The organism is Kitasatospora purpeofusca (genome assembly GCF_000718025.1).
Taxonomy (GTDB): Bacteria; Actinomycetota; Actinomycetes; order Streptomycetales; family Streptomycetaceae; genus Kitasatospora; species Kitasatospora purpeofusca.
Genome location: NZ_JODS01000003.1, coordinates 401,776 through 415,849, shown reverse-complemented (window position 1 = coordinate 415,849; position 14,074 = coordinate 401,776). Strand labels below are relative to the sequence as shown.

10 protein-coding genes and 1 pseudogene are annotated in these 14,074 nt (G+C 74.8%); 7 read left to right on the top strand and 4 right to left on the bottom strand.

What is annotated here, in order from left to right:
• The first annotated feature begins 4 nt into the window (after positions 1 to 4).
• The 6 genes and pseudogenes from IF01_RS0107850 (at position 5) to IF01_RS51340 (ending at position 6,344) form a co-directional block, all read left to right on the top strand.
• Entirely contained in the window at positions 5 to 1,519 is a 1,515-nt protein-coding gene (locus tag IF01_RS0107850; RefSeq protein ID WP_030392564.1) for a hypothetical protein, read from the top strand.
• 155 nt (positions 1,520 to 1,674) lie between these two features.
• Positions 1,675 to 2,667 carry an SDR family NAD(P)-dependent oxidoreductase gene (locus IF01_RS0107845; protein WP_030392563.1) on the top strand — a complete coding sequence of 331 codons (993 nt, stop codon included), beginning with the start codon at positions 1,675 to 1,677 and terminating at the stop codon, positions 2,665 to 2,667.
• 72 nt (positions 2,668 to 2,739) lie between these two features.
• Positions 2,740 to 3,441: pseudogene (locus tag IF01_RS0107840) on the top strand (nucleotidyltransferase family protein); the annotation flags it as partial.
• A gap of 164 nt (positions 3,442 to 3,605) precedes the next feature.
• Positions 3,606 to 4,511, top strand: coding sequence for an NAD-dependent epimerase/dehydratase family protein (locus IF01_RS0107835; RefSeq protein ID WP_030392561.1), 906 nt, complete (start codon positions 3,606 to 3,608; stop codon positions 4,509 to 4,511).
• A complete protein-coding gene (locus tag IF01_RS0107830) occupies positions 4,508 to 5,212 on the top strand; it encodes a spherulation-specific family 4 protein (protein WP_030392560.1) in 705 nt (234 codons plus the stop codon). Before IF01_RS0107835 ends, IF01_RS0107830 begins: the two co-directional genes overlap by 4 nt.
• Before the next feature lie 22 nt (positions 5,213 to 5,234).
• Positions 5,235 to 6,344: an endo alpha-1,4 polygalactosaminidase gene (locus tag IF01_RS51340; RefSeq protein WP_341845478.1), complete on the top strand. Its 1,110-nt coding sequence runs from the start codon at positions 5,235 to 5,237 to the stop codon at positions 6,342 to 6,344.
• Between the two features lie 54 nt (positions 6,345 to 6,398).
• Here IF01_RS51340 and IF01_RS0107820 read toward each other — a convergent pair whose 3' ends face one another.
• Complete coding sequence (locus IF01_RS0107820) at positions 6,399 to 6,593, bottom strand: hypothetical protein (protein WP_030392558.1); 195 nt, start codon at positions 6,591 to 6,593, stop codon at positions 6,399 to 6,401.
• Positions 6,594 to 6,720: 127 nt separating this feature from the next.
• Between IF01_RS0107820 and IF01_RS0107815 the strand changes: the two genes are divergently transcribed.
• The gene (locus IF01_RS0107815; RefSeq protein ID WP_030392557.1) at positions 6,721 to 7,686 is read left to right on the top strand and encodes an aldo/keto reductase; all 966 of its coding nucleotides are present in this window, start codon (positions 6,721 to 6,723) and stop codon (positions 7,684 to 7,686) included.
• A 64-nt stretch (positions 7,687 to 7,750) separates the two neighbouring features.
• Here the strand turns inward: IF01_RS0107815 and IF01_RS43665 are convergent, their stop codons facing one another.
• The 3 genes from IF01_RS43665 to IF01_RS50920 all read right to left on the bottom strand — a co-directional run bounded on the left by IF01_RS43665 (position 7,751) and on the right by IF01_RS50920 (position 13,874).
• Positions 7,751 to 8,872, bottom strand: a complete 1,122-nt coding sequence (locus IF01_RS43665; protein WP_030392556.1) for a C40 family peptidase — start codon at positions 8,870 to 8,872, stop codon at positions 7,751 to 7,753.
• Positions 8,869 to 10,188 carry an SPFH domain-containing protein gene (locus IF01_RS0107805; RefSeq protein WP_051740521.1) on the bottom strand — a complete coding sequence of 440 codons (1,320 nt, stop codon included), beginning with the start codon at positions 10,186 to 10,188 and terminating at the stop codon, positions 8,869 to 8,871. Before IF01_RS0107805 ends, IF01_RS43665 begins: the two co-directional genes overlap by 4 nt.
• 185 nt (positions 10,189 to 10,373) lie before the next feature.
• On the bottom strand, positions 10,374 to 13,874 hold the full coding sequence (locus tag IF01_RS50920; protein ID WP_037779201.1) for an Ig-like domain-containing protein: 3,501 nt from the start codon (positions 13,872 to 13,874) through the stop codon (positions 10,374 to 10,376).
• Positions 13,875 to 14,074 lie beyond the last annotated feature (200 nt).

The window sequence follows — 14,074 nt, the reverse complement described above, 5'->3', positions numbered from 1 at the left end:
CCGCATGAGCGGGCCCCTGCGACTGGTTCCCGGCGAGGCGGTCGACGAGACCGTCCAGCTGCGGGTGCTGCCGCTCAAGCGGCGCCGCCCGACCCTGCCGCCCCAGCGCCCGCCGGTGCCGGAGCAGCTCGATCTCTCCGCCGACCCGCTGGACGAGCTCGCCGAGCGGCTGCGCGACATCTGCGCGGACGCGGTCCACCCGTACGAGATCGCGGCCATCCTCGAGTCCGACGGCCTCTCCGACGAGCAGGCGGCCCTGCTGTACGGCCGCCCCGATTCCTTCACCCTCGCCGAGGAGCTGTTCGAACGGGTCGAGCGCCGCTACCCCGGACCGAGTGCCGAGTTCGCCAACCCCTGGCGGGCCGATCCCTGGCGGTGCGTCGTGCGCGGCCTGGTGTTCGCCCTGCCCGGTCTCGGCTACCTGCTCGGCGCCAACCTCTTCGCCGCCGACCGGATGCGCTTCGGGCTGCCCTCGGGCATGCTCGCGCTGTCCGTCGCGACCCTGGTCAGCTGGTCCTGGAACCAGGCCCTGGCCCACCGCTCCTACGCCTGGCTGGGCCGGGGGCGGCGGCGGTCGGCCGCGGGCTGTCTGGCGATCGGAGCGCCGCTCGGCGCACTGACCGCGGCCGTCGCCGGCTATGTGGTCGGCGGACCGCTGGGCGCGCTGTGCTTCGCCGCCGGGCAGTCCGGCTACCTCGCGGCGGCCACCGTGCTGCTGGTGCTCGGGCGGGAGAAGTTCCTGCTGGTGGCGCTGGCACCGTCGGCCGTCGGAGCGGGGGTCGTGCTCGCCGTCGACGTGCCGCAGGTCGTCCGCACCTCGGTGCTGCTGGCCTCGCTCGGACTCGCGGTCTGGCTCGCCACCCGGGAGCTGCTGCGCTGCCGACGCGGCGAGGCCGATCCGGTCCCGCTGCGGCTGCCGCTGACCAAGGAGGTCCCGCACCTGCTGTTCGGCCTCGCCGTCGGCACCCTGACCCTGATCGCCGGACTCGGCGTCACCGTGCACCAGGCGGTGCGCACCGGCAGCGCCGAAGGCGTCTCGACCAGCCCGACGGGGCCGGCCATGATCGCCCTGACGCTGAGCCTCGGACTCGCCGAGTGGCTGCTCTTCCGCTACCGGGCGATGGCCGTGGCCGCGCTGCGCACCAGTCACACCCCGGTCGAGTTCGCCCGCCGCACCGGCGGTGTGCTGCTCGGCTGCCTCTTCATCTACCTCACCACCGTGGCCGCCCTCGACGCCGCCGCGACCGTGCTCTGGCCCGGCGCCCCGGCGCTGGGCGTCCCGGAGCTCGGCGCGCTGCTGCTGCTGGGCGGCTCGCTCTGGCTGGCGCTGCTGCTGAACGCCTTCGGGCTCAGCTGGAGCACCGCCCTCATCTGTCTGGCAGCCGCGGGCGCCGAAAGCGCCGGACTGCTGACCGGTGCGGACCCGACCGTCCTGCAGCTGATCGGCTGCGGGGCCGCAGCGGCCGTCCTCACCGCCCTCGCCGGGCCCGTGCTCGGCCGCACCACCAAGCACCGCTGATGCGGCGCCCGCTGAACCGGCACCGCTGAACAGCTGAACAGCGCACCACGGAACCAGCACCGACCGAACCACCTCCGGCCGGGTCACCACACCGTCACCGCACCCGGCCGGTCCGTGCAGTACACGTCCCCGAAAGACACAGGAAGCGAATCACCATGAGCAGCGTCGCCGTCACCGGAGCCGAGGGTTTCATCGGCTCCCACCTCGTCGAGGCCCTGGTCGCCGACGGGCACCATGTCCGCGCGATGGTCCAGTACAACTCGTTCTCGTCCTTCGGCTGGCTGGAGACCCTCTCCAAGGAGGTGCTGGACTCCGTCGAGATCGTTCTCGGCGACGTCCGCGACCCCGGCTCCGTGAACGGCCTGGTGAAGGGCACCGAGGCGGTCTACCACCTGGCCGCCCTGATCGCGATCCCGTACTCCTACCAGGCCCCGCACTCGTACATCGAGACCAACGTCACCGGCACCCTGAACGTCCTGGAGGCCGTGCGCCACCTGGACATCCCCCGCCTGGTGCACACCTCGACCAGCGAGACCTACGGCACCGCGCAGACCGTGCCGATCTCCGAGGACCACCCGATCAACACCCAGTCCCCGTACGCCGCCTCCAAGGCCGGCGGGGACCGGCTGGCCGACAGCTACCACGCCAGCTTCGAGACCCCGGTCGTCACCCTGCGCCCGTTCAACACCTTCGGCCCGCGCCAGTCGATGCGCGCCGTCATCCCGACCGTGATCGCCCAGCTCGCGGCCGGCGAGACCGAGATCACCCTCGGCGACCTGCGCCCGACCCGTGACTTCATGTTCGTCAAGGACACCGCGCTGGCCTTCCGCACGGTCGGCACCGCCCCCGCCGAGGCCGTCGTCGGCCGCACCTTCAACGCCGGCACCGGCGGCGAGATCTCGGTCGGCGACCTGGTCACCCTGGTCGGCAAGCTGATGGGCGTCGACGTCACGGTGAAGGAGGACGAGCAGCGCATCCGTCCGACCAACTCCGAGGTCATGCGCCTGGTCGCCGACGCCACCCGGCTGCGCGCCGCCACCGGCTGGACCCCGCAGTACTCCCTCGAGGAGGGCCTGGAGCAGACCATCGAGTTCTTCCGCGACCCGTCGAACCTGGCCCGCTACAAGACCGACATCTACAACGTCTGATCCGGTCCCGCCTTCCGGCCGCTCCCGGCACCGAAGGTCCCTTGTCGCATCGACTTCCGTGGGGGAACCACCATGCACGCAGTGATCCTGGCCGGCGGTAAGGGCGTTCGACTCCGCCCGTACACCACCGCGCTTCCCAAGCCGCTCGTCCCGATCGGCGACCAGCACGCGATCCTGGAGATCGTGATGCGCCAGCTCGCCGCCGCGGGCTTCCAGACCGTCACCCTGGCCATCGGCCACCTCGGCCACATCATCCGCGCCTACGTCGGCAACGGCTCCCAGTGGGGGCTGCGGGTCGGCTACGCCGTCGAGGACAGCCCGCTCGGCACCCTCGGTCCGCTGCTCACCATGCAGGACCGGCTGCCGGACAACTTCCTGGTGATGAACGGCGACGTCCTCACCGACCTGGACTTCGCCGGGGTGCTCAAGCACCACGAGTCGTCCGGGGCCCCGCTCACCATCGCCACCTACGCCCGCCAGGTGAAGATCGACTTCGGCGTGCTGACCGCCGAGGACGGTGCCATCACCGGTTTCCAGGAGAAGCCGAGCATCGACTACCGGGTCTCGATGGGCGTGTACGGCGTCTCCCGCGCCGCGCTCGCCAAGTACACCCCGGGTCTGCCGCTGGGCTTCGACGAGCTGGTGCTGGACCTGCTCGCCGCCAGGACGCCGCCGTCCGCCTACGAGTTCGACGGCTACTGGCTCGACATCGGCCGCCCGGACGACTACGACCGGGCCAACGCCGAGTTCTCGCTCAACCGCTCGCTGCTGCTCCCGGACGAGCCGGTCATCACCGGCCCCGCCGCGGGAGAGGGCCTGTACGCGGTGCCGAACGGCCAGGACCGGCCGGTCCCCGCCGCCCGCACGGCGATCGACGCCGCCGACGGGCAGCCGGCCGCGGCGGTGCCGACCGGCCCCGAGAACGACGGACGGGCCGCGTGAGGATCCTGCTGCTCGGCGCCGACGGCTTCCTCGGCCGCCACGCCGCCACCGCCCTGCGGTCCCTGCCCGGTGCCACCGTGCTGACCGCCGGGCGGCGGCCCGACCACGACCTGCGGCTCGACCTGGCCACCGCCCAGGCCGGTCCGCTCGGCGAGGAACTGGCCGCGCACGCCCCGGACGCGGTGGTCAACTTCGCGGGTGCGGTGGCCGGCAGCGCCGTCAAACTCGCCGAGGTCAACGCCCGCGGCCCGGCCGTGCTCTGCGAGGCGCTCGAACAGGGCGCCCCGAAGGCCCGGCTGGTTCACATCGGCTCGGCCGGCGAGTACGGCGTCTGCGCCCCCGGCAGCTCGCTCGCCGAGGACGCCGACGCCCGCCCGGTCGGCGTCTACGGCGCCACCAAGCTGGCCGGCTCCCTCGCGGTGGCCGGCTCGCCGCTGGACGCCGTGGTGCTCCGGGTGTTCAACCCGGTCGGCCCCGGCGCCCCGGCCGGTTCGCTGCCCGGCCGGCTCGCCGCCGAGCTGCGCCGGGCCGCGGCGGAGGGCACCGACGGGGTGGTGCGGGTCGGGGACCTCTCGGCCCACCGCGACTTCGTCGACGCCCGGGACATCGCCCGCGCGGTCGCCCTTGCGGTGGCCGCCGAGGGTCCGCTGCCGCGGCTGCTCAACCTGGCCTCCGGGCAGGCCCGGCCGGTCCGGGCGATCGCCGACGGCCTGGTCGCGGCGGCCGGCTTCACCGGCCGGATCGACGAGAGCGGCGCCGGCTCCGAGCGCTCCGCCGCCGTCTCCTGGCAGCAGGCCGACGTGTCGGCCGCCGCCGGGGCACTCGGCTGGCACCCGGAGACCGGGCTCGACGAGACCCTGCGCGACCTCTGGCTCTCCACCGAACCGCTGGTCACCGCATGACGGGCGCGAGCCACCACGACGGCCGCCTGCTGGTGCCGCTGTACGTCCACCCCGCGGTGGACCCGGCGGCCTGGCAGGCGGTCGCCGCCGCCGACCCGAAGCGGATCGCCGCCGTCGTGCTCAACCTCGCCGACGGGCCGGGCGACCCCGACCATGTGTTCACCGAGGCCGCCGAGGAGCTCCGCAAGGCCGGTCTGCCGCTGCTCGGCTACGCCGACACCGACTACGGCCGGCGGCCGCACGCCGCCGTGGTAAACGACATCCTGACCTACCGTCAGCGCCACGGCATCACCGGCGTCTACCTGGACCAGGTGTCGGCCGCGCCCGGCGCGCTGCCGCACTACCGGCGCCTCGCCACCGCGGCCCGCGCCGCCGGCTGCGCCACCGTGGTGTTCGGCCACGGCGACCACCCGGACCCCGGGTACGCCGAGGTCGGCCTGGCCGACCTGCTGGTCACCTTCGAGGGCGACTGGGCGGCGTACCAGGAGGTGGCCCTGCCGCTGTGGACCGGCCGGCACGCCGCCGCCCGGTTCTGCCACCTGGTCTACGACGTGCCCGTCGAACGCTCCGGGGAGGCGGCCGCGCTGATCGCCGCCCGCCGGGCCGGCGTCGGCTGCGCCGTGCCGGGCACCGGGGACAACCCCTGGCGCACCCTGCCGCACGAGCTGACCGTCGGTCGGCCCGTCACCGAACCCACCTGACCCCACTCGGAGTTCGAGCACCGTGACCCGCCGCACCCGGCCCCTGGCCGCCGCCCTCGCCCTCGCCACCGCCGTCGCCCTGCTGGCGACCTCGTGCAGCAGTTCGGGTTCGGAGGACGAGGACGACCCCTCGGCCGACGCCACCGGCGCGCAGCCCCCGGCGGCCACCGCCGCCCCCGTCCCGGGCACTCCCGGCACCCCGGACGCCCCGTCCTCCCCCGCCGACCCGGGCACCCCGACGACGCCGGCCCCCGGCACCCCGTCGGTCCCGCCCGGCACCCCGGGCACGCCTTCCGTCCCGGGCACTCCCAGCGCTCCCGGCACCCCGGGCCGCCCCACCACGCCCGGCACCCCGACCGGACCCGGTACCCCCGGCACTCCGGCCGTCCCCGGCACCCCGGGCACTCCCGGTACGCCGGCCGCCCCGGCCGGTGCCCGCTGGCAGCCCACCCCCGGCCTCGCCTGGCAGTGGCAACTCGGCGGCGGCGTGGACCAGTCCGTCGACGTCCCGGTCTACGACATCGACGGCTTCGAGACCGACGCCTCCGTGGTCGCCGCGCTGCACGCCAAGGGCCGCAAGGTGATCTGCTACATCAACGCCGGTTCCTGGGAGGACTTCCGCCCCGACGCCGCCGCCTTCGCCCAGGCCCTCCAGGGCTCGGGCAACGGCTGGAAGGGCGAGAAGTGGTTCGACATCCGCAAGCTCGACCAGCTGAAGCCGCTGATGGCGGCCCGCTTCGACATGTGCCGGCAGAAGGGCTTCGACGCCGTCGAACCCGACACCATCGAGGCGTACAACCAGAACAGCGGCTTCCCGCTGACCGCGGACGACCAGCTCCGCTACAACCGCATGCTCGCCACGCTCGCCCACGAACGCGGCCTGGCGATCGGTCTGAAGAACGACCTGGACCAGGTCCCCGCCCTGCTGGGCGACTTCGACTTCGCGGTGAACGAGGAGTGCGCGCAGTTCGACGAGTGCGGCCGGCTCTCGCCCTTCATCCAGGCGGGCAAGGCGGTGTTCCACGTCGAGTACAAGCTCGGCACGGACCGGTTCTGCGCCAGGACCAAGGCCCTGGGCTTCAGCTCGATGCAGAAGAAGCTCGAACTGGACGCCTGGCGGAAGCCCTGCTGACGCAGGGACGGCGGCCGCGCGGCCGCCGGACCGCCAGGCGATCAGCCACGAGGGTTACTTGACCGCCAGCCAGATGACGGCACCCACCACCACGAGCACACCCACGGCGATCGCCGCGATCATGCCCGTGCGGCTGCCGCTGGCGCCGTAGGTGTTGACGGAGCCCGGCGCCTGGGGTGCCGGGGTCTCGTCGACGAAGGCCCGGAACATCTGGGTGCTGCCGGCGGGGTCGTAGTCGTTGTCAGCCATGGCAGGGACTCTAACGAATCCGCGGACCGCCCCGACACCCGGTCTCCGCACTACGACTGTGCGACAAGCATGTGAAGTACCCCACGACCCCGGAATGTCCGTCCCACCGATCGGGTTGACTCGGACCATGACCGATTCCCGCAGCGACGCCCCCCGTTACGCGCAGCTCGGTGACTCCGAGCTCTCGGTGTTCCCGCTCTCCCTCGGCGGCAATGTCTTCGGCTGGACCGCCGACGAGGCCGAGTCCTTCGCCGTCCTCGACGCCTACGCCGCGGCCGGCGGCAACTTCGTGGACACCGCCGACACCTACTCCTCCTGGGTCCCGGGCAACACCGGCGGCGAGTCCGAGACGATCATCGGGAACTGGCTGCGCAGCCGGGGGAACCGCGACTCCGTCGTGGTCGCCACCAAGGTCGGGCTGCACCCCGAGGCGCGCGGGCTGCGCGCGGCCAACATCAAGTCCTCCGCCGAGGGCTCGCTGCGCCGTCTCGGCGTCGAACACATCGACCTCTACTACACCCACCAGGACGACGACACCCCGGTGGAGGAGTTCGTCACCGCCCTGGACGCGCTGGTGCGCGAGGGCAAGGTGCGCGCCGTCGCCGCCTCCAACATCGGCGCCGACCGGCTCGCCGAGTCCCTGGCCTTCGCCGAGCGCGAGGGCCTGGCGAAGTACGTGGCCGTCCAGCCGCACTACAACCTGGTCTCCCGCGGCACCTTCGAGGGCCCGCTGGCCGAGGTGGTCGCCGCGCACGGCCTCGCCACCGTCCCCTACTACGCGCTGGCCTCGGGCTTCCTCACCGGCAAGTACCGCCCGGGCGGCACCTCGGTGACCAGCGCCCGCGCCGAGGGGGCCGGCCGCTACCTGGACGGCCCGCGCGGCCCCAAGGTCCTGGAGGCGCTCGACACCGTGGCCGCCGAGCAGGAGGTCGAGCTCGCCACCGTCGCCCTGGCCTGGCTCGCCGCCCGGCCGACCGTCGCCGCCCCGATCGCCAGCGCCCGCACCGTCGACCAGCTCCCGCCGCTGCTGGCCGCCGCCGCACTGGAGCTCACCCCGGCGCAGACCGCGCTGCTGGACGACGCCTCCGCCTGACCCCGGCACCGTCGCCGCGCGGCCCGCGTCGTCCACAGGCTGTGGACAACGCGGGCCGCCGCCGTCACGGCCGGCCGAAGTGGGTCGGCCGGAAGCCGCTGCTGATCACCGACACCCGGACGGTCTTCCCCGGCCGGGGCGCCTCGACGAACTTCCCGCCGCCCAGGTAGATCCCCACATGGTGGATCCCCGAGGCCCGGCCACTGTCCGACCAGAACAGCAGGTCACCCCGGCGCAGCCGGTCCTGCGCGATCGGGGTGGTCGCCGCGTACTGGTCGTCGGCCACCCTCGGCAGCGCGACGCCCGCCCGCCGGAAGGCCTGCTGCACCAGCCCCGAGCAGTCGTAACCGGTGGGACCGTCGCCGCCCCACACATAGGGCTTGCCGAGCTGGGCCAGCGCGTAGCCGATCACCGACTCCGCCCGGTCCGAGGAGGGTGCCTGGTCCTCGGCCGACGTCCCGCCGCCCGACCGGCCGGTGCGGTCGAGGTAGATGTCGTAGTGGCTGGTCCAGCGCCACTCGCCCCGGGCGTTCTTGAACCAGTACCTGGAACCGTCCCAGCCCTGGCGCGGTCCGGCGGAGCGGACGGCCGCTTCGGGAGCGACCGGCTGCGCGGTGGAGCCGGTCGGGGCGGTCGAGCCGGTCGAGCCGGTCGAGCCGGTCGGGGCAACGGCTGTGGACGAGCCACCGGCGGTGGTCGAGGAGCCGGCGGAGGACGAGGAACCGGAGCCGCCCACGGCCTTCACGTACACGCTGTAGTGGCCGGTCCAGCGCCACTCGCCCCGGGCGTTCTTGAACCAGTACTTGGAACCGTCCCAGCCCTGCTTGCCCGGCGCCGCCTGCGCGGCCCCGGCACCGGCGGTCAGTCCGACCACCCCGGCGCCGGCCAGCACGGTGGTGGCCAGGCAGGCAGTGCGCACCGCCCGGTGTATTCGGCCGCCCCCGGACGGCCGAGCCGTTCGGGGGGTGCGCGGCCGGGCCGCGCAGTGCGGGCAGCCGCAGCCCGCGCCGCCGAGGCGTTCCTCGAAACCGTCCGGGGTGTCGAGGCCCTCGAAACCGTCCGGGCCCTCGATGCCCTCGAAGCCCCGGTGGGCGTCGAAGCCGTCGAAGCCGTCGCGCGCGTCGAACCCGTCGGCGGTCCCGTCCACGAACGCGAGGCCGACGTCCGTGCCGCTGGCTATCCTCATGCCGGTCGTCCTTCCTTCCGCCCGGCCCGGGCGGCCGGGGGCGGTACCGAGGCGGCCACTCCGGCCGGGGCGACGAAGGCGACCAGCAGGTGCTCCATCAGCGCACTCCGGGCGGCCTCGTCCAACTCGTGCGCGGTGGCGCGCTCCAGTCGGCGCACGGCGAGCGCCGCCGCCTCCACCGCGTCGTCCACCAGCACCGTGCGCAGGCCCGCGTCCAGATCGGCCAGTCGGCGCCGGCGCATCGACTCGGCCACCTCCGGCGCGTAGTCCAGCGCCAGCGGCTGCGCCGAGTAGACCTCCAGCCCGGCCGGGGCGACCTCGGCGGCCAGCGCCCGGGTCAGCTCGTCGGCGAACCACTGGCCGTCGCGCAGAGCCGGGCCGGGTGCCGCGTTGCTGTCGCAGGGCAGGGTGGAGGCGGTCCTGGTGAGCACCGCCTGGACCTGCTCGCGCAGATAGCTCTCGTGGTCCTCGATCGCCAGCACCGCTCGCGCGGTGTCCTTGACCCGCCACACGATCAGCAGCCGGACCACGATCGGCGTCCCGGTGCGGTCGACCACCTTGGCCGGCTCGCTGCGCCAGTGCCGCAGCCGGACGTCCACCCGGCGACGGCGCAGCAGCGGGTTCACCCAGACCAGGCCGGTACGGCGGACGGTGCCCCGGTAGCGGCCCCAGCGGGTGAGCACCCGGGTCTCGCCGCCGGCGTTGGCCAGCAGTCCGGCGAGCGCGAGCACGACGAGCAGCCCGGCGGCGGTCACGGCGGCTACCGAACGGGCGGTCACCTCGGCCCGGCCACTGGCCCGGGCGGCGTCCGCGCGCAGATCGGGCAGCGCGTCCCAGTGCGGGACGACTCCGTCGCGCACCAGCACCAGCAGGACCGCGGCCGTGCCGAGCAGCAGCGCCAGCAGCGCGACCCAGCCCGGCAGACCGGCCGCGTTCCGCTCGCGGAGCGCCTGGTCGGCGCGCGGCGGCCGGCGCGAGGTGGCGGCCGCCGGCATCCCGACCGGGACCGCCTCCGGCTCCACGACCGGGAACGGGTCCGCGACCGGGAACGGCGGCGGGGCCACCTGGACCGTCCGGGCGGCCGGCTCCGCCACTTCCAGCGGATCGCGCGGATCGGCGGAGGAGCCGGCGGGTCCGGGGAGGACCGTGAGCGGAGTGGTCGGCGGACCGCTGTCGGCCGGTCCGGCGGCCGACCCGGATGTCCGCAACACCTTGGCGAGCGGGCTGGAGCCGGAGGCGGAACGTTCCGGCAGCGCCGGGGGAAGTGCTTTGGGCAGGTGGTCGGGTCGCTGCGAAGAGTCGCGGGTGACGTCCATGCACGGATCCTCAGGTTCAGTGTGTCGCGCAACGGGCGGCCCGGATCTGACGGGCAGTGCCAGAGTCAGGCTAAGTTCATACGTCATCAAATGCGACATTTGAGCTTATGTGTGTCGACATTTCCTGACGAATCATCCGAAGCCGGAGTTGACGCGCAGGCACATGAGCGGATGGTGGGAGCGGTTCAGCGCCTCCGGGTCCCGGTTCCCCTGGCGAGCACCCGACGGGTGATCAGCCCGATCCCGGCGAGCACCAGCAGGAGCCCGGCGAACGCGCCGCGCCAGGCGTCCGACCGCTGCCGGTCGGCAGCCACCGGCGACGAGGGGTCCACCGGCCCGGCCGCCCGCTGCTGCCCGCGCTCAGGCGGGGCAGCCGGGCCCCGGACCCGGTCGGACCGGTCCCGGTCCGGGGCGGAGACGTCCGCCGGATCCGGGTCGGCCCCGGTCGGGGTGGCGGCCGCCGCCGTCGGGCTCGGGGTGGCGGTGGAAGTGGGCGTGGGGGTGGGGGTGGGGGTCGGAGTGGCAGTGTGGGCAGGGATCGCGGACGCGGACGCGGTCACGGTCGGACTCGGGCTCGGGGACGTCGTGGCGGAAGCGGTCGGGGGGACGGCCGGGGACGGACTGCCGGTGGCCGAAGCCACCGCCACCGGGGCCGCGCTCGGCGAGGGCGAGGCCACTACAGGCGGTACGGCGATCGGCAGCAGCCCCGACGGGACCGGATCGAGGACCGGCTCGGTAACGGTCGGGGACGGCACCGCCGGGGTCGACGGAGCGGACGGGGTGGACAGGGTCGACGGGGTCGACGGCACCGACGGGGTGAACGGAGCGGACGGGGTGGACGGCACCGACGGGGTCGACGGGGTCGGCGGCACCGGCACCGACGGCGAGACCGTCGGGGACGAGCTGGGCCGAGCCGTGGCGGAAGCGGTCGAGGGGACGACCGGGGACGGACTGCCGGTGGCCGAAGCCACCGCCACCGGGGCCGCACTCGGCGAAGGCGAGGCCACCACCGGAGCCCCCGCCGCCCCACCGACCGGCGGGACGACGATCGGCAGCAGCCCCGACGGGACCGGATCGAGGACCGGCTCGGCAACGGTCGGAGACGGCACCGACGGAGCGGACGGAGCGGACGGAGCGGACGGCACCGACGGGGTCGACGGGGTCGGCGGCACCGGCACCGAGGGCGAGACCGTCGGGGACGGGACCGCCGCCGTCGGGGACGGGGAGAGCGCAGGCGTGGGCGACGACGACGGCACGACCGTCACCGCCGTGGGCGCCCCCGTGGGCGCCCCCGTGGACGTCACCGTGGGCGTCGGTACCGGCGTCGGGGCAACGCTCGCCGTCGGAGCCGGAGTCACTGAAGGAACCACCGAAGGAGTCACCGATGGAGTCATTGACGGCACCACCGTGGGAATCACGTCCGGCGTCGGCGTCGGCGCGGGCGTCGGCGCGACCGCCCCGCCCGCCGGAGCGACGGTGACCGCCACGGCCTCCGCCGCCGTCCCGTTCCCCGCCAGGTCGGTCGCGGTGACGACCAGCCACTGCTCCCCTTCCGGCAGATCACGGTTCGCCGTGCAGGCCCAGCTGCCGTCGACGGCGGCCGTCGTCCCGCAGGCGACGATCCGCGCGGCCTCGGCGGCGCGCTCCGGCCGCGCGGTGACCAGCACCTGGGCCCCCGGTTCGGCCCTCCCGGCGAGCCGGGGCCGGGCGACCCGGAGGGTCTCCCCGGCGGTCGGCGCCGTGAGCACCGGACGGTCCGGCGGCACGGTGTCGACCACCAGCTCGACCGCCTGACCGGGGGTCCGGTTCCCGGCGAGGTCGGCGGCGGTCGGGGTGAGCCGGTGCCGGCCGTCCGCCAGGTTCTCCACCGGCAGGCAGGACCAGCCGCCGTCGGGCCGGACCCCCGTGCTGCACAGGTCGGTCCCCTGGCCGCCGGAGCCGCCGCCCCCGGCGGCCGCCTCGCGCGTTCCGGCCGACCGGTCGACCACGGTCACGGTGCTGCCCGGCTCGCCGGTGCCGGCCAGCTGCAGGCCCGGGTCGTTGGTGAACTCGGGCAGGGTGAGCACCGGCGCGCCGGGGGGCGCGGTCTTGACGGTGATCCGCACCGGCTCGCCGCGCAGCACCACGCCACCGCCGGTGGTCTCCACCGGGGTGAGGCTGTGCCGGCCCGCGGCCAGCGCCGTGTCCGGGCGGCAGGACCAGTCGCCACCCCGGGCGACCCGGGTCCGGCAGAGCGCGGTGTCGCCCTCGCGGATCTCGACGGTGGCACCGGCCACCGCGCCCTCGCCGGAGATCCGGGGGCGGGCCTCGGCGAGGGTGGTGCCGTCGACCGGCTCGGAGATCTCCGGGCGGGCGGCCCCGACGGTCAGCCGGATCCGCTGGTCCGAGACCTGCCCGGAGTCGGCGAAGCCGCCGGCCGGCACCAGCTGGGCGGCGTCCCGGCCGATCCGCAGCCGGGCCCAGGTCTCGCCGGAGGCCGCGTCGGCGGGGACGGTCCACTCCAGCGAGACGCTGTGCCCGCCGGGGGCGACGTCGGTCTGCACCCGCTCGGTGGCGTCGAAGCGGCCGTTGCGGTTGAAGTCGACCCAGCCGGCCAGGGTGGCGGAGGAGTCGCCGACCGCGACCGGGACGGTGAGCCGGTAGTCGTGGCCGATCGCCGCCTCGGCGGGGTAACTGACGGCCGGGTCGGCGCCCTGGTACTCGCCCCGGCCGGGCTGGAGCTGCGGCGGTGGCGGGTTGGCCCCGCCGTCCCCACCACTGCCGCCGCCCGTGGATCCGTCCCCGCCGCCGGTGCCGCCGTCCGCGGACCCTTCCCCGCCGCCGTCCGCCCGCCCGGCGTCGGCGCGCCGGAACAGCCAGCCGGGCCGCCCGTCGGCCTTGGCGCCCTGGGTGGCGGCGTCACCGCCCAGGTAGAGGTCGGAGAGCAGGTGGGAGGCGTTGCCGTAGCCCTGCGGCGCGGTGCCGACCCCCTCGTCGAGGGTGACCGTGTAGGCCTGGGTGAGCGGGGCCGGGGCGGTGGTGGATCCGGCCCGGGCGGTCGAGCGCCGCTCGACCCGGAAGACCGCCGTGCGGAAGGTGCCGGCCAGCTCCAGGCTGCCCTCGGCGGCGGACCCGGGGTCGCCGTCGGCGCCGCCGTCGGCCCGGGCGGGGGCGAGCGTGTTGCCGTCGACCGTCCAGCCGGGCCAGTCGGTGCGGTTGACCAGGGTGGGCGCGGCCGGGGAGCCGCCGGTCAGGGTGAGCCTGGTCGCGGTGCCGGTGGAACCGGATTTCGCGGTGGTGATTCCGGCGAGTCCGCTGAGGTGCAGCCGGGGATTGCGGACGGCCCGGGAGAATGTCAGCCGGAGCGTTCCGACGGTGCGCCAGGAACCGTCCGTCTGCGGACGGTCCTCGGAGATCCGGAAGGACTGAGCGGGATCCCCGGGCCGGAGTCCGTCGGCGTAGAGCGCGCGGGAACGGCCGCCGCCGGCGCGGTCCGCCAATTTCCCCGGGCCGGCGGTGACCGACATCCCGGGGTCGGCGGAGAAGTCCAGTCGGACGGAGAGCCCGGAGGGCAGCACCGCGCCGCGTTCGGCGTTCCAGCTCCCGGGGGACTGCTGGGCGGCCGAGGGCGGCGGGTTCCAACCGATCAGCAGCCCGGCCACCAGGACCGCGGCGGCACCGGCCGCAGCCGGGAACTGTCGGTTCATCCGGCTCTCCTTCACATCGGCTGCCGGGCGGCCTGGGTGACCGGGCAGTCTGGACACAAGATGTGACAAAACGGAATCACGATCCTGGTCCGGTCATACCGCGACACTTGCACTATTGGCCGTATGACACCCGATTGGCAGCCTCAGGCCCCCGGCAGGACGGGATGTACCCGAAAGGTACGCATTCCACCCATTGCCCC